The following is a 26,164-nucleotide window of genomic DNA, read 5'->3' on the forward strand; positions in this document are numbered from 1 at the left end:
GCATCCCTTACAGGGGGGCGGGGGAGCGACTGCTGTCCTGGCCATGCAGTTGCTGACGGTACTGGCGCGGGGTAAAGCCGGTCAGCGCCTTGAACTGGCGGCTGAAGGCGCTGTGGTCGGTGTAGCCGCAGTGCAGTGCTACATCGGTGATGGCCATGTCACCGTGCAACAGGCGGTGGGCATGTTCCAGCCTGGCCTTGTGAATCATCTGGCGCGGGGTCAGGTGAAACACTTTCTTGCAGTAGCGTTCCAGCTGGGCGGGGGAGACGCCGGCAATGGCGGTCAGCTCGTCCATGCTGATGGAACGGCTGAAGTGGCTGCGGATGAACTCGTCCACCGCCACCAGCCGGGTGTAGGCGGGGTGGGTCTTGCTGGCGGCCTGCAAATCCAGCGAGATGCCGATCAGCCCGATGATGTCGCCCGCCGCACTGTATAGCGGCCATTTGTAAGTCAGGCACCAGCCGGGCTCCCGGCTGTTGAACAAATGCAGTTCCAGCTGGCTTTCCAGTACCAGCCCGTCCTTCAACACCTTGATGTCTTGCGCGGTATAGCCCGGCCCCAGCTGCGAGGGAAACACCTCGGCGCTGGTCTTGCCCAGCAAGGGTTGCAGGCTTTTCAGCCCGCAGCGTTCCACCAGTGTCTGGTTGGCCAGCAGATAGCGGGCCTGTGCGTCCTTGATGAAGATGGCGGCATTGGGGATCAGGTTCAGTACCGGCAGCAGCGGTCCCAGTGCGCCCAGCAGACTGTCCAGGCTGGCCGGACGTGTTTGTTGCTGCCAGTTGGCAATGCTGTCCAGCAGTTCCCCTGTCAAGGTTTTCCCTTCCTTGTCTTGTGCGTTTGTCCGGTCTGTCACCGGGCATGGCGGCACAGTCCTGTCTTGCCCATTGTGCTGCAAAAACAGCAATTGTGCTGATTTCGTCATTGTCGCTGATGATAAGCATCAAGATTCCCGGCAGCAATAACGCCATTCTATGCAGGTGCTGACGAAGACGGGTTCGGCGTGAAGATGCAATGGAATCAATACCCTGCATGGTATTGCTGCATCGGGTTTTCACAGGGCATGCCAAGGGTGCATTCCTGCCGACCGTCATTCAAGGTCTTACCGAATGGACAAGCTTATGCAAGAGATACACATCATCGATTCCCACACCGGCGGCGAACCCACCCGGCTGGTGATGCGAGGTTTTCCCGATATCGGCGGTGGCAGCATGGCCGATCAGCGCGACGCATTGCGCCAGCAGCACGACCAATGGCGCCGCGCCTGTTTGCTGGAGCCGCGTGGCAGCGAGGTACTGGTGGGCGCGCTGTATTGCCCGCCAGTGTCGCCGGACGCCACTTGCGGGGTGATCTTCTTCAACAACACCGGGTATCTGGGCATGTGCGGCCACGGCACCATCGGCCTGATTGCCTCGCTGCATTACCAGGGCCTGATTGCACCGGGCGTGCACAAGATCGACACCCCGGTGGGACAGGTCAGCGCCACCCTGCATGAGGATGGTGCGGTGACGCTGGGCAATGTACCGGCTTACCGTTATCGCCAGCAGGTGGCGGTGAACGTGCCCGGCTACGGCGTGTTTCACGGTGACATTGCCTGGGGTGGCAACTGGTTCTTCCTGGTGTCCGAACACGGCATGGTGCTGGACATGGCCAATGTCGAGGCACTCACCGCCTTCACCTGGGCCATGTTGCAAGCGCTGGAAGCACAGGGCATCACCGGGGCCGATGGCGCGCTGATCGACCACGTGGAGCTGTTTGCCGACGATGCCAGCGCCGACAGCCGCAATTTCGTGATGTGCCCGGGCAAGGCGTACGACCGCTCGCCCTGCGGCACCGGTACCAGTGCCAAGCTGGCTTGCCTGGCTGCCGACGGCAAACTGGCCGAAGGCGAAAGCTGGGTACAGGCCGGCATCACCGGCAGCCAGTTCATCGGCCATTACCAGCGTGAGGGCGATTTCATCCGCCCCTTCATTACCGGCCGCGCCTTCGTCACCGCCAGCGCCACGCTGCTGATCGACCCGCAAGACCCTTTCGCCTGGGGCATCTGAGCCCCGCGCTGCACAGACAACACCCCATACACACACATACAAGCTGCAAGGAGCAAAACAATGAGCGACAACATTTTCACCGGCTGCATCCCGGCCCTGATGACCCCGTGTACCGCCGAGCGCAAGCCGGATTTTGACGCGCTGGTGGCAAAGGGCCGCGAGCTGATTGCCGCCGGCATGAGCGCGGTGGTGTATTGCGGCTCGATGGGCGACTGGCCGCTCTTGACCGAAGCCGAGCGTCAGGAAGGCGTGGCCCGGCTGGTGGCTGCCGGCGTGCCTACCATTGTCGGCACCGGTGCGGTGAACACCCGCGAGGCGGTATCCCATGCCGCCCATGCCGCCCGCGTTGGCGCACATGGCCTGATGGTGATTCCGCGCGTGCTGTCGCGTGGTGCGTCCCCGACCGCGCAAAAGGCCCACTTTTCCGCCATTCTGGCCGCTGCGCCCAACTTGCCTGCAGTCATCTACAACAGCCCTTATTACGGCTTTGCCACCCGTGCTGATTTGTTCTTCGAACTGCGCCGCAGCTATCCCAACCTGATCGGCTTCAAGGAATTCGGCGGTGCCGCCGACATGCGCTACGCCGCCGAGCACATCACCTCGCAGGATGATCAGGTCACGCTGATGGTGGGGGTGGACACCCAGGTGGTGCATGGCTTTGTCAATTGCAATGCCACCGGCGCCATTACCGGCATCGGCAATGCGCTGCCGCGCGAGGTGCTGCATCTGGTTGCGCTGAGCAAGGCCGCCGCCCGTGGCGACGCAGTGGCCCGTCGTCAGGCGCGTGAGCTGGAATCGGCGCTGGCGGTGCTGTCCTCCTTCGATGAAGGCTGCGATCTGGTGCTGTATTACAAGTACCTGATGGTGCTGAACGGGGATACCGAATACAGCCTGCACTTCAACGAAACCGACGCCCTGACCGAAGCCCAGCGCCGTTATGCCGAAACCCAGTACACGCTGTTCCGCAACTGGTATCGCGACTGGTCGGCCGGGCTGAATGTGGCCTGAGCCAGACCCTGAGCAGCCGTGCCACGCCTGCTGCGTGGCCGGGCTTTTACTTCAAGCAGGAAATCTCATGAATCTGACAGGCAAGATGCTGATTGGCGGGCAATCCGTCAGCGGTACGCGTGAAGCGCTGCACGCCATCAACCCGTCCAGCGGCCAGACACTGCAACCGGGCTATGCCGGGGGCGATCAGGCACAGGTGGAGCAGGCGTGCGCGCTGGCCTGGGCCGCGTTTGATGCCTACCGCGAAACCACGCCGGCACAGCGGGCGCAGTTGCTGCAAACCATTGCCGGGGAAATCGAAGCACAGAGTGATGCGCTGATTGAACACGCCATGCTGGAAACCGGCTTGCCGCAGGCCCGTTTGCAGGGCGAGCGGGCCCGCACCTGCGGCCAGCTGCGCATGTTTGCCCGTACCGTACTGGCTGGTGAATGGCTGGATGTGCGGGTCGATCAGGCCCAGCCTGCGCGCCAGCCGCTGCCGCGTGCCGACTTGCGCCAGCGCCAGATCCCGCTGGGGCCGGTGGCCGTATTCGGGGCCAGCAACTTCCCGCTGGCCTTCTCGGTGGCCGGGGGGGATACCGCCTCGGCACTGGCGGCCGGTTGCCCGGTCATCGTCAAGGCGCACAGCGCCCATCCCGGCACCAGCGAACTGGTGGGCCAGGCCATTGTGCGCGCGCTGCAACAGTGCGGCCTGCCCGCCGGGGTATTCGCCCTGCTGTTTGGCAGTGGCCGCGAAGTAGGGCAGGCACTGGTGAACGATGCGCGCATCAAGGCGGTGGGCTTTACCGGCTCGCGTGCTGGCGGGCTGGCCCTGTGTCAGACCGCACAGCAGCGTGTAGAGCCGATTCCGGTATATGCAGAGATGAGCTCCACCAACCCGGTGTTCCTGCTGCCCGCTGCCTTGCAGGCCCGTGGGGATGCGCTGGCACAGGGCTTTGTCGGCTCGCTGACGCTGGGCGCAGGGCAGTTCTGTACCAACCCCGGCCTCTTGGTGGCGGTACAAGGGCAAGCGCTGGAAGCGTTTGTCGCCAGCGCGGCTGATTTGCTGCAACACAGTGCGGCGCAAACCATGCTCACACCCGGCATCTGGGCGGCGTATCAGGACGGAGTGGACAGTCTGTCCCGCCACGCCAGCACCGTGGCCAAGGGCGTGTTACCCACCGGGCCCAACCAGTGCCAGCCACAGCTGCTGAGGGCAAGTGCAGCAGAGTACCTGGCCAATCCGGCCTTGCAGGCCGAGGTGTTCGGCGCGGCCGCGCTGATCGTGCAATGCCGTGATGAGGCAGAACGCCTGCAACTGGCCGAGGCGCTGGAAGGCCAGCTGACAGCCACGCTGCAACTGGATGATGACGATATCGCGCTGGCACGCCGCCTGTTGCCGGTGCTGGAGCGCAAGGCTGGCCGCATTCTGGTCAACGGCTGGCCTACCGGGGTGGAAGTATGTGATGCCATGGTGCATGGCGGGCCATTCCCGGCCACGTCGGATGTGCGCTCCACCTCGGTGGGGACGGCAGCCATCCAGCGCTTCCTGCGCCCGGTGTGCTATCAGGACCTGCCGGATGCACTGCTGCCGACCGCCCTGAAACATGAGAATCCGCAGGGCTTGCCGCGCCTGCTGGATGGCGTGCGGGAGGCCTGAACCATGGCCGACACCCTTGTTGCGGGAGACGAAGTCATCGTGGTGGGGGCCGGGGTGGTCGGTATTGCCATTGCGCTGCAACTGCGGCTGGAAGGCTTTGCCGTCACCCTGCTGGACCGTGGCGAACCAGCCATGGAAACCAGCTATGGCAATGCCGGTGCCTTTGCCATCAGCGATGTGATACCGCTGGCCGAACCGGGCGTGCTGCGCAAGGTGCCGGGCTGGATGCTGGACCCGCTGGGGCCGCTGGCCCTGCGCTGGCGCTACCTGCCCAGCCTGATGCCCTGGTTGCTGCGTTTTCTTGCTGCCAGCCGCCCGAGCAAGGTGGCCACACTCACCCGCGATCTGTCTGCCTTGCTGGGACGGGTGAATCAGGACTATGCCGCGCTGATAGACAAGGCCGGGCTCACGGCCATGTGGCGACGCCACGGCAACCTCACCCTGTATCGCAACCAGCAGGAGTTCGATGCCGCCTTGCCTGCCTGGCAGGAAAAGCGCCGCCATGGCGTGCAGTGGCAGGCCTTGTCACGCAGCCAGTTGCTGGCGCAGGAACCGCTGTTGGCCGAGGAATGGCAATACGCGGTGCGGGTGCCGGACTGGTCGCATGTGGACGACCCCTACACCTTCAGCCGTGGCCTGTTCGATGCCTTTGTCCGTGCCGGTGGACGCTTTGTGCAGGATGAGGTGCTGGCTACGGTCGCAGGGGAGGGGCGTGTGAGCGGGGTGGAAACAGCCGGCCACGGCCGCCTGTCGGCTGCCGCCACGGTGATTGCCTGTGGCGTGTGGAGCGACCGCTTTACCCGTCAGCACCGCTACCGCGTACCGCTGGAGAGCGAGCGCGGCTATCACGTCAACCTGCCCAGGGCCGGAGTGAAGCTGCACCACTTCATCCAGTGCGCCAGCGAAAGCTTTGTCATTTTGCCCATGGCGGATGGTGGCCTGCGCCTGGCCGGCACGGTAGAGCTGGCACACCGCGATGCGCCACCCGACTGGCGGCGCGCCCACATCCTGCTGGACAAGGCGCGGCGCATCGTCGGCGATTTTTCCACCGCAGACATGACGGTATGGATGGGCAACCGCCCCTCGCTGCCGGATACCTTGCCCATCATCGGCCCGGCCCCAGGGCAGCCCGGCCTGTGGTTTGCCACCGGGCACGGCCATCTGGGCCTCACCCTGGCCGCCACCACGGCGGTGCTGCTGAGTGATGTGTTGCAGGGCCGCGCAGCGGAAACAGACATGCAGCCCTACCGTTTGCAACGGTTTTGATCCTGCCAGACACCGGCGCAGACCGGTCATGGCAGGAGAGCAGTAACAGGGGAAATCAGCTGGTTTCTCTTGAATGAATGCAGCGTCAAAGGAGAAATGACATGGCACAAAAGAAACTGTTGGCAGAACTTGGCCGGGTAGTGGCACTGGGCGGCATGATGGCCCCGTTTGCCATTGCTGCCGCACATGCCGATACGGTAGTGAAAATCGGCTTTTCCTCACCCTTGTCCGGCCCGCAGGCGCATTACGGCAAGGACAATGAAAACGCCACCAGGATGGCCATTGACGACATCAATGCCAAGGGCCTGGTGGTGGGCGGGCAGAGGATCAAGTTCGAGCTGGTATCCGAGGACGATCAGGCCGATCCGCGCATTGGCACCCAGGCTGCGCAGCGGCTGGTGGATGCCGGGGTGAAGGCGGTGATTGGCCACTTCAATTCCGGAGTGTCCATTCCTGCTTCACGCATTTACTCGGAAGCCGGTATTCCGCAGCTATCGGTGTCCACCAACCCGGCTTACACCCAGCAAGGCTACAAGACTACCTTCCGCCTGGTGGGCAGCGACAGCCAGATTGGCGGCTCGCTGGGCCAGTTTGCGGTAAAAACCCTCAAGGCCACGCGCATTGTGGCGATTGATGACCGCACCGCTTACGGCCAGGGTATTGCCGACGAATTCGTCAAGGCGGTGACTGCCAATGGCGGCAAGGTGGCACGGCGTGAATTCACCACCGACAAGGCAACCGATTTCACCTCCATCCTGACGGCGGTGAAAGCAATCAATCCGGAAGTGATTTTCTACGGCGGGGCAGATGCCCAGGCTGCGCCCATGGCCAAGCAGCTCAAGCGGCTGGGCCTGAAAGCCCGGCTGATGGGCGGCGACATGATGAACACTCCCACCTTCATCCAGCTTGCCGGGGCGGATGCGGCCGGACATTACTCGGCGGTGGCAGGTGGCGTGCTGACTGCCCGTCCGGCGGGCAAAGCGTTTGAAACCCGTTACAAGGCCCGCTTCCATCAGGATGTGGTACTGCTGGGGCCGCAATTCTACGACGGGGTGATGCTGGTGGCCGAAGCCATGAAGCAGGCGGGTTCTGTCGAGCCGGCCAAGTATCTGCCCAAGCTGGCCGCTATCCGTTACAGCGGTGTCACCGCCGACTTTGCCTTTGCGCCCAATGGCAACCTGCTGAAGGCCCCGGTGACGCTGTCCGAGGTCAAGAACAACGCCTGGCAGGTACAGGCGGTGGTGAACTAGCTGGTGTAGTCCTGACGGTATTTCCCTGAATTCTCATCAGTCTCATGCCTGGGTTGGCCTTGCTTGCGGGGTCAGCCCTTTTTTTCATGCTGGCCTACCATCCACATGAAAACGGCCCTGCATGTGCAGGGCCGGGGCAGAAAAGGGAAGTGCAGGGGTTTGCTTCAGAAACCCAGGCTGTCCAGCAAATCGTCCACTTGCTGCTGGCTGGACATCACATCCGGGTTGCCTTCCTGATTGATGGCCGGGCCGTTGAGCAGGCTGCTGTCCAGCGCGCCCTTCTTGTGTTCCGGCGAGAATTCCACCAGCAGGTTCAGCATTTCGGCTTCCAGCGTCTTGAACATGTCCATCATTTTCTTGATGACCTGGCCGGTAAGGTCCTGGAAATCCTGTGCCATCACGATTTCCAGCAGCTGGGTGCTGGTTTCATGGGTTTGCTGCGGCACCTGGTTCAGGTACTGGCGGGTGTCATTGGCCAGCTGCTTGAATTCCTCGGTGGAGAGCTGGTTGGCATACAGCAGGTTCCAGCGCTCGGACAGGCTTTGCGAACTGCTACCCAGGGTGTCCTGCAAGGGCTGGGCCACGTCGATGGCATTGAGTACCCGGTCGGCCGCGCTCTTGGTAAGCGAGGCGATGTAACTGAGCCGGTCACGCGCATCAGGAATGGCATCGGCCACGCGTTCCAGTGACTTGTCGTAACCCATGTCACGCAGGGTGTTGTGCATCTTGCGTGTGATCTGGCCAATCTGCTCGTACATTACTTCACTGTCGCTGTGTGCACTTTCTGCAGTTTGTGCAGCAGGTGCATCCTCAGTGGTCGCCTCTTTCTGCTGGCTGGCAATGCTGTCGAACAGTGCTTCGAGATCCGGGGAATCTCCGCTATCTAGAATGTGATCCGGCACGATAGCTTCTCCTCTTTGCTGACCTGGCAAGTACGCTTGCCATGTATATATGCGTTTACTTGTTCAGGGTCTGGAAGATCTTGTTCATCTTTTCTTCCAGCGTGGCCGCGGTAAACGGCTTCACGATATAGCCGCTGGCACCGGCCATGGCTGCCTCGATGATGTTTTCCCGCTTGGCTTCGGCGGTGATCATCATGAAGGGAAGATGCTTGATCTGCTGGTCGGCTCGCACCGCCTTGAGCAGCTCGATACCCGTCATGTTGGGCATGTTCCAGTCAGACACGATGAAGTCGAAATGCTGGTTTTTCAGCTTGTGCAGGGCAACCTGGCCGTCTTCCGCTTCGTCGACATTGGTAAAGCCCAGCTCTTTGAGCAGGTTGCGCACAATGCGTCTCATGGTCGAGAAGTCGTCGACGACCAGAAACTTCATGTTCTTGTCCACCATAAATGAGGCTCCAAAGAGTTGATTCGTTAGTGGCGTCCACCCGCCCGGCACAGGCCAAGGCGGGGACAGCGTTATCTTTGAAGGTAGGGCAGCAGGGTTTCAGCCAGGATTGCCGGGTCGAATTTGGCAACATAGGCATCCACCCCCACGCTGGAACCCATGGCCTTGTTGGCATTGGACGACAGCGAGGAGTGCATGATAACCGGGATGCCTTTGAAGCGGACATCGGATTTGATCAGCTTGGTCAGCACATAGCCGTCCATCTCCGGCATTTCCGCATCCACCAGAATGATCTTCAGGTAATCGTGCAGGCACTCGTCCTCACCCCAGGTGCGGCTGGCCAGCACCTGCAGGCGCTCCCAGGCTTCGCGGCCATTGGTGGCCTGCTGGAACTTGATGCCCATCTTCTCCAGTACGCTGGTGATTTCCTTGCGGGCCACCACCGAATCATCCACGAAGAACAGGTACTGGTCGCTCTCCAGCTGGGCTTGCGGAATTTCCGGCAGACGCGGTTCGCCCACCACCGTGGCCAGGATCTGCTCCACGTCCAGGATGGAAACCAGCTTGCCGTCTTCCAGCTCGGTGATGGCGGTGATCAGGTTGGAGTTGGTGGCGCTGCTGTTCATCATGTTTTCCGGGGCGCGCACGCGGTCCCAGTCCACCCGGATGATGCGGTCTACCGAATCCACCAGGAAAGCCTGGGTACTCTTGTTGAATTCGGTGACGATCATGGTGTCGAACTTGCGGCCGCTTTGCTCGGAACCGACAAAACGGGCCAGCGAAATCACCGGAATGATATTGCCGCGCAGCGACAGCACGCCCTGCACGCCAAAGGGCATGTTGGGGGTTTTGGTGATGGCGGGGGTCTGCGACACCTCGCGCACCTTGAATACATTGATGCCGAAGGTTTCGCGGGTACCCAGCGAAAACAGCAGGATTTCCATCTTGTTGGAGCCGGCAAGCTTGGTGCGGGCGTCCACGCTGGCAAGCAGGGATGCGTCAGTGGCTGACATATGAATACCTCTCCCGGATGAAGTCTGTTCTGGTTTAGTTGTTGGTCAGCTTGAGCATTTCGCGCAACTTCATCGACAGCTTCTGGGCTTCGAACTTGGACACATACTCATCCACGCCCACCGACTGGCCGAGCTTCTGGTTGGAGCTGCCGGACAGCGAGGAGTGCATCAGCACCGGAATGCCGGCAAAACGCGGGTCGCTCTTGATCAGCTTGGTCAGCATGTAGCCATCCATTTCCGGCATTTCCACATCGGTCAGCACCAGATGCAGGGTTTCGTTCAGGCGCTTGCCGGAGAGTTCGGCCTGCATGGCCATTTTTTGCAGCTCTTCCCAGGCACGCATGCCGTTGATGGCGTAAGCGTATTTCACCTGCATGGCGTCCAGCGTACGCTCGATCTGCTTGCGGGCGACGGCGGAATCGTCGGTGAAGAAGATCATGCGTTCTTCTTTCACCGGCTCGATATTGATGAAGTGATGGGAGTCGTCCACCAGCGAGGTTTCCGCCAGCACTTTTTCCACGTCCATCATCATCACCAGCGTGCCGTGATCCAGCTCGGTGACAGCGGTGACCAGGCCGGCCATGCGGTTGGTGATCATGTCCGGCGGCACGCGCATGGCAGACCAGTCCAGACGCAGGATGGTATCAACCGCCTCGACCAGGAAGCCCTGGGTGTGGCCGTTGTACTCGGTGACGATCATGATTTCGGGCTTGTTGCTGGTGACGATGCCGGCGTACTTGGCCAGGTCGATGACCGGGACCAGCGAGCCACGCAGGCTGACCATGCCTTCAACCGAGGAGGGCATTTCGGGTGCGGAAGTGATTTCGGGCGTCCGCATGACTTCGCGGACCTTGAAGACGTTGATGCCGAAGACTTCCTTCCTCCCGGTACGCTGGTCGTGACCCAGGGAGAACAGCAGGATTTCCAGCTTGTTGGTCCCTGCCAGTTTTGTTCTGGCATCGATTTTTTTTAGCAGATCTGACACGAAAGCACCCTAGGCAATAAGTGGAAGAAATACGGCACACAAACAGACCGGTTTGCCTTGCGGGCCCGGCTGGCGCTGTGCAGCATTCAGATATTCACGGTATAGCGGAAACGGCTCCAGTTGGCTGCTGGCTTTGCATGTGCCGATGCTTGAACTGGATTTTTTAGAATTCATTTAAATTTATTCTGGTTTTTATTGATTGTTCAGTATTGCCCCAATAAACCACACTATAGCCACTGTCATTGAAAACAGCCAAGCACTGTCAGATTATTTATGCGGCAGGTCAAATGAACGGATACGGCGGGTCAGTATAAACATTTCCGCATGACATGATTTGTCTGTACGCATGGAAAAACAATATGTCTTCATGGTGGGTTGGACATACCCTCATTTTGCGAAGGCAGGCGGCACATCACGCTGCTGCGCAGTTGCTTGCGCTGGCTGTCCGCTGCCAGGTCGACAATCCAGCCGCCGGGGGCATTGGACATCAGCAAGGCCAGACGCTGTCCCTTGCCTTGCATGATGTCACGGTAAACCGTGGCGTCATCCACATGCAGCTGCCCCTGATCGGTAGTAATGCTGTAACTGGTGACAAATGCACTGCCTCTGGCTTCCGGATATTCCCGCCCCCAGCCAATCAGGAAATGGCGGGCCTGGCAAAGCCCGGACGCCTCGGATGGCGCATGGGGTTTGGCCGGGGCCGACCAGGATTGCAGCAAGTCCTTGCCGCTTTGCAGCCAACTGCTGCAGCCAGCCAGCAGCAAGGAACACAGAATGAGTATGGCCCGCATGGGACTCCGGATATTCAACAATACCGCCATGTAGCGGTGTTGCAATGGAATATGGCAACAGGATGGCATTGCAATGTGTCACGTCATGGTTGGCGCATGCTACCGTAAATTTGCCGCTCTGCGGAATGCCTGCCCATGTAAATCCTGCGTGCAGGGGGATGGCCCCTTTTCTGGTGCGGGCATGTTTATTGCTGCGGTTTATCCCATCCTGTTACCGACAACGCATGTACAGCCCGATGCCCAGCACACAATCCTTGCGTCCTGTTTCCCTGCATGCCCATGCCGTGAACGGTTTCCAGCCGGCGGCACTGGAAAACCTGATTCATCATCTTGATGGCATGGCCTATCGCGGTCGGCATGACCCGGAGCGTCACATGCAGTTTGTCAGCCGTGGTTGCCTGGCCTTGTGTGGTTACAGCGCGGCCCAGCTGACCGCCAGCAGTGACGGCTGGATGGGGGTGATCCACAAGGATGACCGCCAGGCGGTGGCCGAGGCGCTGGCCAGCAGCCTGCGTGGCAATGGCCGTTTTGCCTTGCAGTACCGGATACGGACTGCGGGTGGCCAGCTGCGTCATGTACGGGAAAGCGGGGTGGCGTCGCCGGACGGCGATGGCATGGTGCTGGAAGGCTTCGTGATGGATGTCACCAGCCAGCAGCGCACTATTCGTGCATTGGCGCAGGCCGAGATGCGATATCGCACCATTTTCGAGCATGCGCAGGAAGGTATCTTCCAGAGCAGCAAGACCGGCCGTTACCTGGCTGCCAATCCGGCCCTGGCACGGTTGTATGGCTATGCCACGCCGGAGGAGCTGATCCTGAATCTGTCCGACATCAGCTGCCAGCTGTATGTCGAAGCCGGTCGGCGCGAGGAATTCCTGCGGCTGATGGAAACGGCGGGCGAGGTGGTGAATTTCGAGTCCGAGGTATACCGCAAGGATGGCCAGCGCATCTGGATATCCGAGAATGCGCATGTGGTGTCATCGGAACACGGCCGTTTCCTGTATTACGAGGGCACGGTGCAGGACATTTCCGAACGCAAGCATTACCAGCAACAGCTGGAAATGCAGGCCAATTTTGACGCGCTCACCGGGCTGCCCAACCGTGCCTTGCTGTACGACAGGCTGAAGCAGAGTGTGGCCAGGGCCGCACGGACGCAAAGCAGGCTGGCGGTGGTGTTCATCGATCTGGACAACTTCAAGTTCATCAACGACAACCTGGGGCATGACGCGGGCGACCAGTTGCTCAAGACCGTGGCCGGGCGTATTGCCGGCAGCATCCGCAAGCTCGATACCGTGGCCAGGCTGGGCGGGGACGAGTTTGTGCTGATCCTGAATGATCTGGACAGCGAGGAGGGCCTGTGGACCTTGCTCGAACGCATCCGGCTCAAGACCAGCCAGCCGGTGCTGCTGCAAGAGCACAGCTGCAATGTCAGTGCCAGCATGGGGGTGGCCCTGTACCCGCGCGACGGTGTGGACGAGCAGACCTTGCTGCGTCACGCCGATGTGGCCATGTATGCCGCCAAGGCGGCAGGCAAGGATAATCTGCATTTCTTTACCGGCAAGCTGGACCAGCAGTCGGACGAGCGCTTCACGCTGGAGCGCGAAATGCGGCTGGCGCTGGAGCAGGATGATTTCAGCGTGGCCTATCAGCCCAAGTTCGACCGGCACGGCAAGATGGTCGGCGTGGAGGCGCTGGCGCGCTGGCACCACGTCCAGCTGGGCGATATCGGGCCGGACCGCTTCATTCCGGTGGCAGAGGAGTGCGGCTTGATCCTGCCGCTGACCATGTCCATCCTGCGCAAGGCCAGCATGGCCATTGCCCGCTATAACCGCATGGCGGCCAGCAGCATCAGTCTGGCGGTCAACCTGTCGCCACGCCTGTTCGAGCGTGACCACCTGTGCCGCGAGCTGGCCAGCGCACTGGCCGACAGCGGCTTGTCACCTGATTTGCTGGAGCTGGAAATCACCGAATCCCTGCTGCTGGGCGATACCGAACACATCATCAGCCAGATGCAGGAATTGCAGGGCTGGGGCGCGCAACTGGCGATGGACGATTTTGGCACCGGTTATTCCTCGCTGGCTTATCTGGTGCGCTTTCCGCTGGGCATCATCAAGATAGACCGCAGCCTGGTGGCAGGCATTGAAAGCAATGAGCAGCAACGCATGGTGGTGAGCGCGGTGGTGACGCTGGGGCGCAATCTGGGCAAGACGGTGGTGGCCGAAGGCGTGGAAACGGCAGAGCAATTGCAGTTGCTGCGCGAGATGGAATGTTGCCAGTACCAGGGTTTCGGCCTGTCGGTGCCGCTGAGTGAGGCGGCCTTGCACGGCCGCCTGCAACAAGAGGCGGCCTGCTGTGGCTGAAGTCCTCAGCCCTGCTGTGCGGCCAGTGCCAGTTGTTGTTGCAGCTGCAGCCAGCCGGCCTCGGCAGCACTGCCGTCCTTGAGTGCCACGCCGGTGCCGCTGTGGCGACCTGCGCGGATCAGCCAGGCCAGCTTGTAGGCGGCCAGAGGGTAGGGCAGGCCTTGCGGACGCACATTGGAAATGCAGTTGCGCGCCGAATCCATGCAGCCCACCCGTGGTGCGCTGGTGAGATATACCCCAAGGCTGTCCGGTGAGCTCAGGCCGGGGCGCTCGCCAATCAGCATCACCACCATGGCCGCCTGCAGGCATTCACCCACTTCATCGGCCAGGGCCACACGCGCTTCGGTGGCCAGTACCACCGGCCCCACCCGCAAGCCCTGCTCCTGCAACAGCGGCAGGGTGGCGGCAATCAGCGGCACGGCATGGCTGGCCACGGCGCGGGCCGACAAGCCATCTCCCACCACGAACAGCACATCACAGGGTTCCACTCCGGCAGCCAGCAGGCTGGCGCGGCTGTCCGGGTGCAGGCGACGGCCCTGGTCCGGCCGTTGCAGATAGGCTGCGCGGCTGGGTGCGGCACTGCGCACTTGCAGGCTGGGCAATTGCAGGTCTTGCAGGGATGCGCCCAGCGTGGACAGGTCCAGCGGCGTGTGCACGGCATCGCGGGCCTGGGCATGGGCCAGGGCAAAGCGCAGGGTTTCGCGCGTGGGCAGGCTGGAACCCACCCGTCCCAGCGCAATGCGCGCCACGGTATGGCTGGCCAGCTCCTGCCAGCTGTCTTCGGTGATGGCACTGTTGGCGGTGGTGGCCGGGCTGAACGGGGCATTCATCGGAAGGTCTCCATCAATTGCAGCAAGGCTTGCTGGCGGTCTTGTGCCTGCAGCTTGCCGGCACGGGTAATGGCCATGCTTTCCAGCCAGTCTTCAAACTCCGGAGCCCGTTTCAGGCCCAGCAGCTGACGCAGGTAGAGTGCATCGTGAAACGAGGTGCTCTGATAGCCCAGCATGATGTCGTCGGCACCGGGCACGCCAATGATGAAGTGGATGCCCGCCGTGCCCAAGAGGGTGAGCAGGCTGTCCATATCGTCCTGGTCGGCCTCGGCATGGTTGGTATAGCAGATGTCGCAGCCCATGGGCAGGCCCAGCAGCTTGCCGCAGAAGTGGTCTTCCAGCCCGGCGCGGATGATCTGCTTGCCGTTGTACAGGTATTCCGGGCCGATGAAGCCCACCACGGTATTCACCAGCAGCGGCGAGAAATGCCGCGCCACTGCATAGGCGCGCACTTCGCAGGTTTGCTGGTCCACGCCCCAGTGGGCGTTGGCCGACAGTGCGCTGCCCTGGCCGGTTTCGAAGTACATCACATTGTCGCCCACCGTGCCGCGGCGCAGCTCCAGTGCGGCCTGTTGTGCTTCGCCCAGCACCGCCAGATTGATGCCGAAGCCGCTATTGGCTTTTTCCGTGCCGGCAATCGACTGGAACACCAGATCCACCGGTGCGCCGCGCCGGATGAGTTCCAGCGTGCTGGTGACGTGGGTGAGCACGCAGCTCTGGGTGGGAATGGCATAGCGCTGGCGTACTTCGTCCATCATCGCCAGCATGGTGTGGATGGCTTCCGGGCTGTCGCTGGCCGGATTGATGCCGATCACCGCATCGCCAGCGCCGTACAGCAGGCCGTCCAGCATGGCGGCGGCAATGCCGCGTGCGTCGTCAGTGGGGTGGTTGGGCTGCAGGCGCACGCCCATGTGGCCGGGCAGGCCCTGCGTGTTGCGAAAACGGGTGATCACCCGGCATTTGCTGGCCACCCATATCAGGTCCTGGTTGCGCATCAGCTTGCTGACGGCGGACACCATTTCCGGCGTCAGGCCGGGCGCCACGGCGGCCAGCGTGTTGCTGTTGGCGGCATCGGACAGCAGCCAGTCGCGCAGGCCACCCACGGTCAGGTGGCGGATGGGGGCAAAGGCGTGGGCGTCGTGGCTGTCGATGATCAGGCGGCTGACTTCGTCTTCTTCGTAGGGAATCAGCAGCTCTTGCAAGAAGGTGGTGAGTGGTACATCGGCCAGACACATTTGTGCCGCCACACGCTCTTCGGCGCTGCTGGCGGCTATACCGGCCAGCTGGTCGCCCGAACGCAAGGGCGTGGCGCGGGCCAGCAGGGTTTTCAGGTCGTCAAACTGGTAACGGCGCGGGCCGATGGTGATGGCGTAGGACATGGTTTACCGGGGTGTGCCGGGCACACCCCGCCTCTCTCTTATTCGCTACGGGCAACAGCAGGTTTCAGCGTGGTGGCATCGCCACCTTCCAGCAGATGATCGCTGGCGGCAGCAGCACGCTGGCGATGGGTCAGCAGGTAGTAGGCATAGGCCACGGCCAGGCTGCCGGCAAAAATCAGCGCCAGCAACTGGTTGTACCAGATCATGGCCACCAGGCATACCACCGCGCAGGCCAGTGCCAGGCCGGGCAGCAGCGGGTAGGCCGGTGCGCTGAACGGACGGGTCAGGGTTGGTTCGCTGCGGCGCAGCTTGAACAGTGCCAGCATGGACACGATGTACATCACGATGGCACCGAACACCGACAGGGTGACGATGTTGGCGGTCAGCGGCTGACCGGCAATCTGGATCAGGTCGTCACTGAAGATGGCGGCAATGCCGACAATCCCGCCCACGATGATGGCGCGATGCGGTGTCTTGAAGCGCGGGTGGATGACCGCCAGCATCGGCGGCAGGTAACCGGCACGGGCCAGCGCGAAGATCTGGCGCGAATAGCCCATGATGATGCCGTGGAAGCTGGCAATCAGGCCCAGGAGGCCCAGCCATACCAGCATGTGCAGCCAGCCGCTGTTGCTGCCCACGATCAGCTTCATTGCCTGCGGCAGCGGGTCGTTGATGTTGGCCAGCTTGCTCCAGTCACCGGCACCGCCAGCCATGATCATCACGCCCATGGCCAGCGCCACCAGGGTGAGGATGCCGGCTACATAGGCGCGCGGAATGGTACGGCTGGGGTCCTTGGCTTCCTCGGCGGCCATGGCAGCGCCTTCGATGGCCAGGAAGAACCAGATGGCAAACGGAATGGCGGCAAACATGCCACCGATGGCGCTCAGGCTGAAGCTGTCGCTACCAGCCCAGCCGTGGTGGGTGAAGTTGTCCCAGCTGAAGCCCGGCGATACCACGCCCATGAACAGCAGCAATTCAAAGATGGCCAGCAGGGTGACTACCAGCTCGAAGGCTGCGGCCACGCTGACGCCCACGATATTCAGCGCCATGAACACGATGTAGGCGCCACAGGCAATCCACTTGGCGCTCAGCTCGGGAAACTGCACGTTCAGGTAGGCGCCAATGGCCAGCGCAATGGCTGGCGGAGCAAACACGAATTCGCACAAGGTGGCATAACCGGCCAGAAAGCCGCCAACCGGGCCAAAGGCGCGGCGGGCATAGGCAAACGGGCCGCCCGCATGCGGAATGGCGGTGGTCAGCTCGGTAAAGCTGAAAATGAAGGCGGTATACATGATGGCGACAAACACCGAGCTGAGCAGAAAGCCCAGCGTACCGGCCTGGGCCCAGCCATAGCTCCAGCCGAAGTATTCTCCCGAGATCACCAGCCCGACGGCGATCCCCCATAGTTGCCAGCCGCCCAGCTTGCGCGCCAGGCCGTGATTGCTGTTGCTCATGACATTTCCTCTTTTTTGACTCACTTCTCCCTGCCCGGTGCGGTGGCTCCGGGGCCTGACAAGCATGCTAGGCAGGGTGTGGCGGTGGCCGTTATCGAAAATCGGAAAACAGCAAAGCCGTCCGTGACAGCCAACTGCCGCCGGGCATGTCTGTGAGCGACAGTTTTGCAAGCCGCATGCCAGCTGAGGGCTGCCTGATAGTGCAGAGTGTGGCAATTTTTGCTGTGAATCAGCACCGTGATGAGGCATGCAAGCCCCGTGTTTGCACCGTGACGGTGAAATTTCCGATTTATGACAGCAAGAAGTCGCAAATACACAGGCAAAGCTGGTGTGTTTCTTGCTATATCCTTGCAGATCAATGTATTGGGAGCCGCACATGGACCCGCTAAGCCAAGGATTGTCCCTGCAGTTTGTTACCCGCCTGGCGGATGACGCGGCGGATCAGGCTGCCTTCATCAGCGGCTGGGAGCAGGATTACGCGCAAATCTCCTGTGGCCGTTTTTCCGGGCGGCTGGATGAGCTGTGCCTGGGACGCTTGCAGGTGTTCCGTGAATATTCGGCCCGCGAAACCTACCAGCAATGCCAGCCCTGGCGTGGAGCCATCTGGTTTGGCATACCGGCACCGGGCAGTGGTGAGCGCTTGCGCTTTCATGGCCGCAGCGTGCCGCCTTCCGCCGTGCTGGTGGCCATGGGCGGCAGTGACTTCACCTTGCGCACGCCGGACGACTTCACCATTTACGGCATCGTGCTGGAGCAGGAAGTGCTGGCCTTGCGTCATCAGCAACTGTTCGGCCGTGACTTGCCTGCGCACTGGCTGCAAAGCGCTGCGGTACGCCTGCCCGAAGCCAGCCACCGGCTGCTGTGTGGCCAGATTTACGAGCTGCTGGCGCTGGCACGGCAAACGCCGGACAGCATTGGCCGCCAATTGCTGCTGGATTGTTCGGTGGATGCCTTGTTGCTGGCCTTGAGCGAAGGGCAGGCGGAAGCCTCGCTGCGGCGCGAGGGCAGCAGCCAGCGTCATTGGCAATGGGTGGAGCAGGCAAGGCAGCGTGCATTGCAACCGGCCAGCCAGTGGCTGACGGTGGAAGGACTGTGCCGCGAACTGCATGTGACGCGCCGTACCTTGCAAAACGGTTTTCAGGAAGTCACCGCCATGAGCCCGCTACCCTTCCTGCGGGCACTGAGGCTTAATCAGGTGCGCCGTCTGCTGCGCTCGCCACAGGGCAGCGCGGACAGCATCCAGCAACTGGCGGAAGATTGGGGCTTTGCCAGCCCCAGTCATTTCAGCTACGACTACCGCCGCCTGTTTGGCGAAACCCCCAGCCAGACCCGTCAGCAGCCGCAGCGCCTTGGCGCTTTCAGGCTGGACGCGGCTTGAGCTGTTGCTGGGCCAGCATGCCCACCCGGGTGAGGGCGGCGACATAGCGTTCATCCAGCGGATAGCAGCAGGACAGGCGCATGGCATTGCGGTAGCGCCCGCCGGGTGAATACAAAGGCCCCGGCATGATGCTGATGTTCTCGGCAATGGCTGCATGAAACAGCGCCACGCTGTCGCAGCCTTCCGGCAGTTCCAGCCAGATCAGAAAGCCGCCGGCCGGGTCGGTGGCGCGCGTGCCGGCCGGGAAGTGACGGGCAATCAGGCCACGCACTTTTTCCACATGCTGGGCGTAGTGGCGCTTGAGTGCGCGCAGGTGGTGGTCGTAGCCGCCGGATTCCAGAAAAGCCCCCAGCGTTTCCGACAGCACCATGGGCTGGGCGACGGAAGACGCAAATTTCAGCTTGCGCAGTGCCGGGCCAAAGCGCCCGCCCTCCATCCAGCCGATGCGAAAATCTGGTGCCAGTGTCTTGGTATAGCTGGTGCAGAAGATGATCCAGCCGTCTTCGTCAAAGGCCTTGGCCGCCGGGGCCTGGGTGTCGCTGAACTGCAACTCGGCATACAGCCCGTCCTCGATCAGCGGCACCTGATAGTGATTCACCAGCCGCGCCAGCCGCTTCTTGGCCTCCAGCGGCATGCTGCAACCCAGCGGATTGTGCACATTGGGCATGGCCACCAGTGCGCTGATGCGCCCTTCGGACAGCAGCAGTTCCACTGCATCCACCGAAATGCCGTGCTGCGGGTCGGTGGGAATCTCCACGGCTTTCAGACCCAGGCTGGCAAACAGCGGCAAGAGGTTGAAATAGGTGGGCGATTCCAGCCCCACGGCGTCGCCCGGCTTGGTAACAGCGCGCAATGCCAGTTGCAATGCCTCCATGCAGCCATTGGTCAGGATGATGTTTTCCGCCTGCAAGGCCATGCCCAGTTCCAGGCTGCGGCGGGCAATCTGCACCCTTAGCCGCTCGGAACCCGGTGGCAGGGCGTAAGTGCTGACCATGCCGGGCTGACGCCGCAATATCTGCCCCATCAGCCTGGCCAGCTTGTTGCCGGGGTAGAAGTCGCTGCCACGCGGGCAGGCCAGCGCCAGGTCGATGAAGCCGGGGGTTTGCTGTGCATCCAGCACTGCGCCTATCAAATCCAGTACCTTGCTTTCAGTGGGCTTGGCGACACTGCTTTGCGTCATGGCCGGGCGAGCGGGCGAGGGCAGCCTTGCCCGTACGTAATAGCCGGATTGCGGCCGGGCCTCGATCAGCCCGCGGTCTTCCAGCACCCGGTAAGCCGCCACTACGGTGTTCAGGCTCAGTTGCCGGCTTTGCGAGGTGCGCCGCACCGAAGGCAGGCGCGAGCCTGGCGGCAAGGTGCCACGGGCAATGGCCAGCGACAGGTCTTCGGCCAGTTGCTGGTACAAGGTGGCATTGCCGGCTGGGCTGTGGGGCAGGTTTTCGGGTGGCATGGCGAATGTTCCGGGCATTACTGAGGCAAGGTTCAACAATGCCGCAGCATCGTGGCTGGCGACAGTGACAGTGCTCATCATAGTGTGTGGTGACAGTTGGGGTAAACCGATCACTGTCACCATCACAATAGTAAATTGCTGAATCTGTCACCATCGGTCCAGGCTCCGTAGCATGAAGGTGTAGCAGCGCCATCCGGCGCATGCACGGTGACAAGGAGCCCTGACATGCTGGAGTTTGCCCTGATGTCTTATGTGGGGGTGATGTCCATCACGCCCGGTCCCAACAACCTGATGCTGGCCACCTCCGGCGTCAATTACGGCTTTCGCCGCACCTTGCCGCACATGCTGGGTATCAGCATCGGCTGTTCGGCGCAGGTGTTCATCACAGCCTGTTTGCTGGCCTGGGCCTTGCAATGGGTACAGGCGGCCCGTTTGCCACTGGCGGTGGCCGGTTGTATCTACTTGCTGTACCTGTCGTGGAAAATTGCCCGCTCTGCCGCGCCGCAGGGTGGAGAAACCGGCCGGCCCATGGGTTTCTGGGCGGCGGCCTTGTTCCAGTGGGTCAACCCCAAAGCCTGGGTGATGGTGCTCAATGCTTCCATCCTGTTCATGCCGGCATCGGCGGAAACCCGGCTCAGTGCCGCCTTGTTGATGGCGCTGGTGTTTGCCGTGGTCAACCTGCCCTGTATCAGCCTGTGGGCCTGGATGGGGGAGCGGCTGCGCCATCTGCTCAGCGGTGCGCGCGGCCTGATGCTGTTCAATCTGGGCATGGGGCTGTTGATGGCGGGAACCGCACTCTTCCTGTTGCTGGACGAAGTGCAGCGCGCCTGGCCGGGCATGCTGTGATGCCTGATGTCCTGATTTGACAGTATCTTGTCTGGCACCAGCATGCCGCCTGACTTTGCAAGCGCCTAGACTGTGTCCATCAACTGCAACAGGGAGTGGATGACATGGATGCAAACAAGGCGGCCTTATTGGTGATTGATGTGCAGGATTCCTTCTTGCAGCGCGACTACTGGGACGAAACGGCCTTGCCGCCGTTTCGCCAGCGTATGCTGGCACTGATTGCCGGTGCGCGGGCGGCGGGTATTCCGGTGGTGTATGTGCTGCACGAGGATGGCGACGGCCCGTTTGCCGCGGCAAGTGGCTTTGTGCGGCCCATGGACTGGCTGCCGGCCAATCCGGATGCCATCTTCATCAAACACGTGCACAATGCCATGCTGGATTCCGGCCTGCAGCCCTGGCTGGCCGAGCGTGGCATCGGCAAGTTGCTGGTGTCGGGCATCCGCACCGAGCAGTGCTGCGAAACCACCACCCGGGTGGCGTCCGATCTGGGTTTTGCGGTGGACTTTGTCAGTGAAGCCACCTTGACGTTTGCCATGCGCCATCCGCTCAGCGGCAAGCTGTTCAGTGCAGACGAAATCCGCGAAAAAACCGAGCTGGTGCTGGCCGGTCGTTTTGCCGACATCGTAACCGTGGAACAGGCGCTGGCGCGGCTGTAGACGATTCATTTATCCGGCAGGCAGGCCATGGCGGCCTGCTGCTGTTTTGGAGCAAGTTTCATGCCCTTGAAGGATGTATTGCAGGCGCTGGCCATCGTGCTGATCTGGGGCGTCAATTTCGTGGTGATCAAATACGGCGTGGCCGACGTGCCGCCCTTGTTGCTGGGTGCCTTGCGCTTCATGCTGGCAGCTTTTCCTGCGGTGCTGCTGGTGCGCCGGCCAACGCTGCCCTGGGGCTGGGTGGCGGCATATGGCTTGAGCGTGGGTGTGGGGCAGTTTGCCTTCCTGTTTTCCGCCATCAAGCTGGGCATGCCGGCCGGGCTCGCCTCGGTGGTCTTGCAGTCGCAGGCCTTCTTTACCCTGATCCTGGCCGGGCTGATGCTGCATGAGCGCTGGCAGGCGGCGCAAATCCTGGGCCTGTTGTGTGCCTGTGCCGGGCTGGCGCTGATCGGGCTGGCCAAGGGCGGCAGCATGACCGCCATCGGCTTTGGCCTGACGCTGGCGGCAGCGTTCTGCTGGGCCTCGTCCAACATCATCGTCCGGCTGATGGGCAAGGCCGGGCACAAGGTGGAACCGCTCAATCTGGTGGTGTGGTCCAGTCTGGTGCCACCGCTGCCCTACCTGGCCTTGTCCTGGTGGCTGGAAGGGCCGCAGCGCATGGAAATCGCCTTGCGCCATTTCTCGCTCGGTTCCTTCCTGGCGGTGGCCTATCTCGCCTTCATGGCCACCCTGCTGGGTTATGGCATGTGGAGCCGCTTGCTCAGCCGTCATCCGGCCAATAAAGTGGCCCCGTTCTCGCTGCTGGTGCCGGTGGTGGGGGTGCTTACCTCCGCGCTGTTGCTGGGCGAAAGGCTGAGCCTGCTGCAGGCGGCGGGCAGTGTGCTGTTGCTGGCTGGACTGGTGGTGAACGTGTTTGGTGGCTTGTTGCTGGCACGCTGGCGGCGCGGGGTGGTGGCCCATGGCACGTGATATCTGGTTTGTGCTGCCGCCGCGCTTCATGCTGCTGGACTTTGCCGGTCCGGCTGAAGCGTTTCGTATTGCCACCGAGTTCGGTGCGCCATTCCGCCTGCACTATGCGGCCTGTGACACCGCCACGCACTGTTCGCTCGGCCTGCCTGTGGGCGGGCTGCATCCCTTGCCCCGGAACTTGCCCGAGGGCAGCCTGATTCTGATTCCCGGTGCCGACTGCTCGGCCGAGGCGTACGCCATGCCGGAAGCGCAGCAGATTGTCAGCTGGCTCTCCAGCAGCTTCCAGCCCCAGCATCATCAGCTGGCCACCATTTGCTCGGCTGCCTTGCTGGCCGGCATGGCCGGATTGCTGGCACACCTCCAGTGCACCACCCATCACAGCCTGATTGAACGGCTGCGCCAGACCGACAACAGTGCCCAGGTGCTGGAGAACCGCGTTTTCGTGCAGGATGGCAGCGTGTGGACCAGTGCGGGCATCACGGCTGGTATTGATCTGGCCTTGCAGCTGATCAGCCAGCTGGCCGGTGCCGCCACGGCGCGCGAGGTGGCACGCGAGATGGTGGTGTATTTCCGCCGTGCCGGTCAGGATGCCCAGCTTTCACCGTGGCTGGCGCACCGCAATCACCTGCATCCGGCTGTGCACAAGGTGCAGGACCTGATAGCCGCCAGCCCTGAGCAGGACTGGAGCCTGGCCACCCTGGCCGATCAGGTGCATGTCAGCGTGCGCCATCTGTCCCGCCTGTTCCGCGAGCATGCCGGGGTGTCGGTGCACGATTACCACCTGGGCTTGCGCGCCGCGCTGGCCGGGCAATGGCGGGCCAGTGGCCTGTCCAAGGAAAAGGCCGCGCTGGCCGCCGGGTTTTCATCGGCCCGGCAGTGGCAGCGGGTACAGCAGACAGCATCGGCATCCTGACGAAAATTAACTAAAGTTAACCTTGTTGCTGTCGATATAATGCTGACGCTACGCCCGCGTGCGCCTGCTTTTGTCCCAAGAACAAGTAGAAATGGTCACCGTCATGAACACCTGCACTCGTCATTTGGCCGCCGTATCCCTGTTGCTGGGTCTTACTGCCTGTGCCTCTGCCAGCCAGCCTGTTGCCGAAGCGCCGCGCGCTGCACCCGAACCTGCTGCCAGCAATACCGCGTTTACCGGTGTGGGCTATGCCGGTGCCGGCATCGAGCCGGAAGCACCCCGTGTGGTGGTGAAAGAGGTCAACCCCAATGCGCCCATCGTGATTCGTGCTACGGGTAGCGGGGCTGCACCGTATTCTTCTTCCCTGACACCGTCCCAGCGCAAGCTGCTGTCCATGCGTGCCGCCCGGCTGGATGCCTTCCGCTCCATTGCCGAACAGGTGCAAGGCCTGAAGCTGGTGGGTAACAGCTCGGTCGCCAATATGGTGGCCACCAGCGACGGCTTCCGCACTTACGTGGATGCCTATCTGCGCGGCGTGCATCTGGTTTCCACCACCATGCAGCCGGATGGCACCAGCGAAGCCGTGGCGGAAATCACGCTGGATCAGGATTTCTACAAGCAATACAAGAACGCGCTGGAAAAAACTGGTAGTGTGATGAAGGCTGCCCAGCAAAATGGCGTGGCCGGTCTGGAGTGCGCCGAAGGCAACTGCGGTGCCACCCGTTACGAAAGCAATTACTACGTAGCCCACTGATGATGACACGGCGTGTTTACTGCTTGATGGCCGCCCTTGTGGCGGCTTTTGCATTCTCTGCCCCGCTGCTGGCTGCGCCCATCGAGGCGGAAGGGGTTGCCGACATGGAAGCCGGCAGCCCGGCCGCGCGCGAAATGGCCATCCGTGATGCCCTGCAGCAGGCGGCAATTAGCAATGGTGCCGAGCTGCAATCGCTGCAACTGATGCAGTCCGGCACGCTCAGCGAAAGCAGTGTGCTGTCCGCACCAGCCTTGCAAGGCAAGGTGAAAATCCTGCTGGAATACACCAAGAACGGCATGTATCACGTGCGGCTGAGCATAGACCCGCAAGCCAGTGCTGCCGGACCGGTAGCCGGTGCGCCCAAGCCAGCGCAGAACGCCAACTGCGGCATGCCCGCTGGCCGCACCCTGCGGCGCAAATTGCTGACCACCTACTTTTATGTGGTGAACCCGTCCGAAGCCAACGACCTGCGCAATCTCGCCACTGCGCTGCCGGCCGACCTGGCGCGCCGCCTGCGCCAGCAAAACCAGTTTGACGTGCGCAATGCCGGGCATCTGACCGTGCTGAGCAATATGGCGGCGGACGAGCCGGTGGCCGGCTGGGAAACCGTGCGCGAACTGGGGCGGCGTGAGGACGTGCAGTTCGTGGTGGCCGGTCGGGTGCTGTCCACCGGCGTGGTGGCCAAGAGCGTGCGTCACACCATGTTCGAGTCCAACAATACCAGCCAGCAAGGTGCGTATTACACCGGGCCGTTGGCCGGGATGTTCGGGCAGGCGTTCAAATATGAGCCCTCGGCACGGCAGTTTGATCTGGAAGTCTGGGTGTACGATGCCCTGACCGGTGCGGTGCTGGCCGACCAGCGCATCAGCCAGGTTGCCCGCGGCAAGGTGGTGGCACAGCTGCCGGTGGATTTTGCCACTGCCGCATTCTGGGACGGCGACTATGGCAGTGTGGTGAATGCGCTGCTGGATCAGGCCACCCGTCAACTGGGTGACGTGCTCAGCTGTATTCCCTTATCGGCCAAGGTGGTGAAAGTGGAAGACGGCCGTCAGGTGTTCATCAATGCCGGTGGCCTTGATGGCATGAAAGTTGGCGACCAGATGCTGCTGTACAAACCGCGTTCGGCGCAGATCGTGCGCAGTGGCGGCGGCGTGCGGGAACTGGGTGTGCCGGAGGATCTGTCCGGCACCATTACCCTGACCCAGGTGCAGCCGAATTTTTCCATTGCCCAGGTGCAAAGCGCCCGGCTCAAGGTGGAAGAGGGCGATTACGTCCGCTTCATGACCCGGCGTTAAAACGTAGTAAAGAAGCCCCGCAAGTGCGGGGCTTTTTGCTGGAGCTGGTTTCTTCAGGCCTGCTCGGCAAACTGCAGCAGCGCATCGCCAGCCAGCCGGTATTTCACCCATTCGGACTGGGCGGCGGCGCCAAAGGATTCGTAAAAATCGATGGCTGGCTGGTTCCAGTCCAGCACGCTCCATTCGAAGCGGCCACAACCGCGGGCTACGGCCAGCTGCGCCAGGTGACGCAACAGCTTTTTGCCGGCACCACTGCCACGCGCCGCCGGGGTGATGTAGAGGTCTTCCAGATACAGGCCGGACTTGCCCTGCCAGGTGGAATAATTGAAGAAATACACCGCATAGCCCACCGGCTGCTCGTCTTGCAGGCAGATCAGGCCATGGGCAGTGCTGTCAGGGCGGAACAACGACTGTTCGATATCGGCCACACTGGCCACCACTTCGTGTTCGGCCTTTTCATAAATGGCCAGTTCGCGGATATAAGCCAGAATCAGTGCGGCATCGTCATGGGTGGCGGGGCGGATGGTAATGGTCAA

24 protein-coding genes are annotated in these 26,164 nt (G+C 61.9%); 13 read left to right on the forward strand and 11 right to left on the reverse strand.

What is annotated here, in order from left to right; genetic code table 11:
- Nucleotides 1-7: 7 nt before the first annotated feature.
- Complete coding sequence (locus tag ACE3SE_RS03650) at nt 8-811, reverse strand: AraC family transcriptional regulator (RefSeq protein WP_374553939.1); 804 nt, start codon at nt 809-811, stop codon at nt 8-10.
- Nucleotides 812-1,118: 307 nt separating this feature from the next.
- Here ACE3SE_RS03650 and ACE3SE_RS03655 point away from each other — a divergent pair, with 307 nt between their 5' ends.
- From ACE3SE_RS03655 to ACE3SE_RS03675, 5 genes are all read left to right on the forward strand, one after another.
- Nucleotides 1,119-2,045 (forward strand): 4-hydroxyproline epimerase, encoded by a 927-nt coding sequence (locus tag ACE3SE_RS03655; RefSeq protein ID WP_374553940.1) that lies wholly within the window; start codon nt 1,119-1,121, stop codon nt 2,043-2,045.
- A gap of 60 nt (nt 2,046-2,105) precedes the next feature.
- A complete protein-coding gene (locus ACE3SE_RS03660; protein ID WP_374553941.1) occupies nt 2,106-3,053 on the forward strand; it encodes a dihydrodipicolinate synthase family protein in 948 nt (315 codons plus the stop codon).
- A gap of 67 nt (nt 3,054-3,120) precedes the next feature.
- The gene (locus ACE3SE_RS03665) at nt 3,121-4,692 is read left to right on the forward strand and encodes an aldehyde dehydrogenase (NADP(+)) (protein WP_374553942.1); all 1,572 of its coding nucleotides are present in this window, start codon (nt 3,121-3,123) and stop codon (nt 4,690-4,692) included.
- A 3-nt stretch (nt 4,693-4,695) separates the two neighbouring features.
- On the forward strand, nt 4,696-5,958 hold the full coding sequence (locus ACE3SE_RS03670; protein ID WP_374553943.1) for an NAD(P)/FAD-dependent oxidoreductase: 1,263 nt from the start codon (nt 4,696-4,698) through the stop codon (nt 5,956-5,958).
- Between the two features lie 101 nt (nt 5,959-6,059).
- The gene (locus ACE3SE_RS03675; protein WP_374553944.1) at nt 6,060-7,208 is read left to right on the forward strand and encodes a branched-chain amino acid ABC transporter substrate-binding protein; all 1,149 of its coding nucleotides are present in this window, start codon (nt 6,060-6,062) and stop codon (nt 7,206-7,208) included.
- Between the two features lie 164 nt (nt 7,209-7,372).
- Here the strand turns inward: ACE3SE_RS03675 and cheZ are convergent, their stop codons facing one another.
- The 5 genes from cheZ to ACE3SE_RS03700 form a co-directional block, all read right to left on the reverse strand.
- Complete coding sequence (cheZ, locus tag ACE3SE_RS03680; RefSeq protein ID WP_374553945.1) at nt 7,373-8,110, reverse strand: protein phosphatase CheZ; 738 nt, start codon at nt 8,108-8,110, stop codon at nt 7,373-7,375.
- Nucleotides 8,111-8,165: 55 nt separating this feature from the next.
- Nucleotides 8,166-8,555: a chemotaxis response regulator CheY gene (gene cheY / locus ACE3SE_RS03685; RefSeq protein WP_082696227.1), complete on the reverse strand. Its 390-nt coding sequence runs from the start codon at nt 8,553-8,555 to the stop codon at nt 8,166-8,168.
- 71 nt (nt 8,556-8,626) lie between these two features.
- The gene (locus ACE3SE_RS03690; RefSeq protein WP_374553946.1) at nt 8,627-9,568 is read right to left on the reverse strand and encodes a chemotaxis protein; all 942 of its coding nucleotides are present in this window, start codon (nt 9,566-9,568) and stop codon (nt 8,627-8,629) included.
- Nucleotides 9,569-9,602: 34 nt separating this feature from the next.
- Nucleotides 9,603-10,553 carry a chemotaxis protein gene (locus tag ACE3SE_RS03695; RefSeq protein ID WP_374553947.1) on the reverse strand — a complete coding sequence of 317 codons (951 nt, stop codon included), beginning with the start codon at nt 10,551-10,553 and terminating at the stop codon, nt 9,603-9,605.
- 365 nt (nt 10,554-10,918) lie between these two features.
- Entirely contained in the window at nt 10,919-11,344 is a 426-nt protein-coding gene (locus ACE3SE_RS03700; protein WP_374553948.1) for a hypothetical protein, read from the reverse strand.
- Between the two features lie 236 nt (nt 11,345-11,580).
- Here ACE3SE_RS03700 and ACE3SE_RS03705 point away from each other — a divergent pair, with 236 nt between their 5' ends.
- On the forward strand, nt 11,581-13,704 hold the full coding sequence (locus ACE3SE_RS03705) for a putative bifunctional diguanylate cyclase/phosphodiesterase (RefSeq protein WP_374553949.1): 2,124 nt from the start codon (nt 11,581-11,583) through the stop codon (nt 13,702-13,704).
- Nucleotides 13,705-13,709: 5 nt separating this feature from the next.
- Here ACE3SE_RS03705 and eutC read toward each other — a convergent pair whose 3' ends face one another.
- The 3 genes from eutC to eat are packed head-to-tail and all read right to left on the reverse strand — an operon-like array spanning nt 13,710 to nt 17,367.
- Nucleotides 13,710-14,534, reverse strand: coding sequence for an ethanolamine ammonia-lyase subunit EutC (gene eutC, locus ACE3SE_RS03710; RefSeq protein WP_374553950.1), 825 nt, complete (start codon nt 14,532-14,534; stop codon nt 13,710-13,712).
- On the reverse strand, nt 14,531-15,913 hold the full coding sequence (locus ACE3SE_RS03715) for an ethanolamine ammonia-lyase subunit EutB (protein ID WP_131354612.1): 1,383 nt from the start codon (nt 15,911-15,913) through the stop codon (nt 14,531-14,533). The genes eutC and ACE3SE_RS03715 overlap by 4 nt, the downstream gene beginning before the upstream one ends.
- Before the next feature lie 38 nt (nt 15,914-15,951).
- Nucleotides 15,952-17,367 (reverse strand): ethanolamine permease, encoded by a 1,416-nt coding sequence (gene eat / locus ACE3SE_RS03720; protein ID WP_045848372.1) that lies wholly within the window; start codon nt 17,365-17,367, stop codon nt 15,952-15,954.
- Nucleotides 17,368-17,743: 376 nt separating this feature from the next.
- Between eat and ACE3SE_RS03725 the strand changes: the two genes are divergently transcribed.
- Nucleotides 17,744-18,745 (forward strand): helix-turn-helix domain-containing protein, encoded by a 1,002-nt coding sequence (locus tag ACE3SE_RS03725; protein ID WP_374553951.1) that lies wholly within the window; start codon nt 17,744-17,746, stop codon nt 18,743-18,745.
- Here ACE3SE_RS03725 and ACE3SE_RS03730 read toward each other — a convergent pair.
- On the reverse strand, nt 18,726-20,195 hold the full coding sequence (locus ACE3SE_RS03730; protein ID WP_045848371.1) for an aminotransferase-like domain-containing protein: 1,470 nt from the start codon (nt 20,193-20,195) through the stop codon (nt 18,726-18,728). The genes ACE3SE_RS03725 and ACE3SE_RS03730 overlap by 20 nt on opposite strands.
- Nucleotides 20,196-20,420: 225 nt before the next feature.
- On the opposite strand from ACE3SE_RS03730, the gene ACE3SE_RS03735 reads away from it, so the two are divergent.
- The 6 genes from ACE3SE_RS03735 to ACE3SE_RS03760 all read left to right on the forward strand — a co-directional run bounded on the left by ACE3SE_RS03735 (nt 20,421) and on the right by ACE3SE_RS03760 (nt 25,628).
- Nucleotides 20,421-21,041, forward strand: a complete 621-nt coding sequence (locus ACE3SE_RS03735) for a LysE family translocator (RefSeq protein ID WP_374553952.1) — start codon at nt 20,421-20,423, stop codon at nt 21,039-21,041.
- 104 nt (nt 21,042-21,145) lie between these two features.
- Nucleotides 21,146-21,697 (forward strand): isochorismatase family protein, encoded by a 552-nt coding sequence (locus tag ACE3SE_RS03740; protein WP_374553953.1) that lies wholly within the window; start codon nt 21,146-21,148, stop codon nt 21,695-21,697.
- A gap of 60 nt (nt 21,698-21,757) precedes the next feature.
- On the forward strand, nt 21,758-22,666 hold the full coding sequence (locus ACE3SE_RS03745) for an EamA family transporter (RefSeq protein WP_131354600.1): 909 nt from the start codon (nt 21,758-21,760) through the stop codon (nt 22,664-22,666).
- Nucleotides 22,656-23,579: a GlxA family transcriptional regulator gene (locus tag ACE3SE_RS03750; protein WP_374553954.1), complete on the forward strand. Its 924-nt coding sequence runs from the start codon at nt 22,656-22,658 to the stop codon at nt 23,577-23,579. The genes ACE3SE_RS03745 and ACE3SE_RS03750 overlap by 11 nt, the downstream gene beginning before the upstream one ends.
- A 103-nt stretch (nt 23,580-23,682) precedes the next feature.
- Nucleotides 23,683-24,333: an LPP20 family lipoprotein gene (locus ACE3SE_RS03755; protein WP_045848385.1), complete on the forward strand. Its 651-nt coding sequence runs from the start codon at nt 23,683-23,685 to the stop codon at nt 24,331-24,333.
- A 26-nt stretch (nt 24,334-24,359) separates the two neighbouring features.
- Entirely contained in the window at nt 24,360-25,628 is a 1,269-nt protein-coding gene (locus tag ACE3SE_RS03760) for a flagellar assembly protein T N-terminal domain-containing protein (RefSeq protein WP_374554050.1), read from the forward strand.
- A gap of 53 nt (nt 25,629-25,681) precedes the next feature.
- Here the strand turns inward: ACE3SE_RS03760 and ACE3SE_RS03765 are convergent, their stop codons facing one another.
- Nucleotides 25,682-26,164, reverse strand: coding sequence for a GNAT family N-acetyltransferase (locus ACE3SE_RS03765; RefSeq protein WP_374553955.1), 483 nt, complete (start codon nt 26,162-26,164; stop codon nt 25,682-25,684).

It is taken from the genome of Aquitalea pelogenes, from assembly GCF_041914625.1.
Lineage (GTDB): Bacteria > Pseudomonadota > Gammaproteobacteria > Burkholderiales > Chromobacteriaceae > Aquitalea > Aquitalea pelogenes.

Excerpts from the sequence above, each read along its gene's own strand:
- eutC (WP_374553950.1), bottom strand. The coding sequence starts at position 14,534 with ATGAATGCCCCGTTCAGCCCGGCCACCACCGCCAACAGTGCCATCACC.
- ACE3SE_RS03665 (WP_374553942.1), top strand. The coding sequence starts at position 3,121 with ATGAATCTGACAGGCAAGATGCTGATTGGCGGGCAATCCGTCAGCGGT.
- ACE3SE_RS03735 (WP_374553952.1), top strand. The coding sequence starts at position 20,421 with ATGCTGGAGTTTGCCCTGATGTCTTATGTGGGGGTGATGTCCATCACG.
- ACE3SE_RS03655 (WP_374553940.1), top strand. The coding sequence starts at position 1,119 with ATGCAAGAGATACACATCATCGATTCCCACACCGGCGGCGAACCCACC.
- ACE3SE_RS03745 (WP_131354600.1), top strand. The coding sequence starts at position 21,758 with ATGCCCTTGAAGGATGTATTGCAGGCGCTGGCCATCGTGCTGATCTGG.
- eat (WP_045848372.1), bottom strand. The coding sequence starts at position 17,367 with ATGAGCAACAGCAATCACGGCCTGGCGCGCAAGCTGGGCGGCTGGCAA.
- ACE3SE_RS03760 (WP_374554050.1), top strand. The coding sequence starts at position 24,360 with ATGGCCGCCCTTGTGGCGGCTTTTGCATTCTCTGCCCCGCTGCTGGCT.
- ACE3SE_RS03755 (WP_045848385.1), top strand. The coding sequence starts at position 23,683 with ATGAACACCTGCACTCGTCATTTGGCCGCCGTATCCCTGTTGCTGGGT.
- ACE3SE_RS03700 (WP_374553948.1), bottom strand. The coding sequence starts at position 11,344 with ATGCGGGCCATACTCATTCTGTGTTCCTTGCTGCTGGCTGGCTGCAGC.
- ACE3SE_RS03690 (WP_374553946.1), bottom strand. The coding sequence starts at position 9,568 with ATGTCAGCCACTGACGCATCCCTGCTTGCCAGCGTGGACGCCCGCACC.
- ACE3SE_RS03715 (WP_131354612.1), bottom strand. The coding sequence starts at position 15,913 with ATGTCCTACGCCATCACCATCGGCCCGCGCCGTTACCAGTTTGACGAC.
- ACE3SE_RS03660 (WP_374553941.1), top strand. The coding sequence starts at position 2,106 with ATGAGCGACAACATTTTCACCGGCTGCATCCCGGCCCTGATGACCCCG.
- ACE3SE_RS03705 (WP_374553949.1), top strand. The coding sequence starts at position 11,581 with ATGCCCAGCACACAATCCTTGCGTCCTGTTTCCCTGCATGCCCATGCC.
- cheY (WP_082696227.1), bottom strand. The coding sequence starts at position 8,555 with ATGGTGGACAAGAACATGAAGTTTCTGGTCGTCGACGACTTCTCGACC.
- ACE3SE_RS03675 (WP_374553944.1), top strand. The coding sequence starts at position 6,060 with ATGGCACAAAAGAAACTGTTGGCAGAACTTGGCCGGGTAGTGGCACTG.
- ACE3SE_RS03740 (WP_374553953.1), top strand. The coding sequence starts at position 21,146 with ATGGATGCAAACAAGGCGGCCTTATTGGTGATTGATGTGCAGGATTCC.
- ACE3SE_RS03670 (WP_374553943.1), top strand. The coding sequence starts at position 4,696 with ATGGCCGACACCCTTGTTGCGGGAGACGAAGTCATCGTGGTGGGGGCC.
- ACE3SE_RS03730 (WP_045848371.1), bottom strand. The coding sequence starts at position 20,195 with ATGCCACCCGAAAACCTGCCCCACAGCCCAGCCGGCAATGCCACCTTG.
- ACE3SE_RS03725 (WP_374553951.1), top strand. The coding sequence starts at position 17,744 with ATGGACCCGCTAAGCCAAGGATTGTCCCTGCAGTTTGTTACCCGCCTG.
- ACE3SE_RS03750 (WP_374553954.1), top strand. The coding sequence starts at position 22,656 with ATGGCACGTGATATCTGGTTTGTGCTGCCGCCGCGCTTCATGCTGCTG.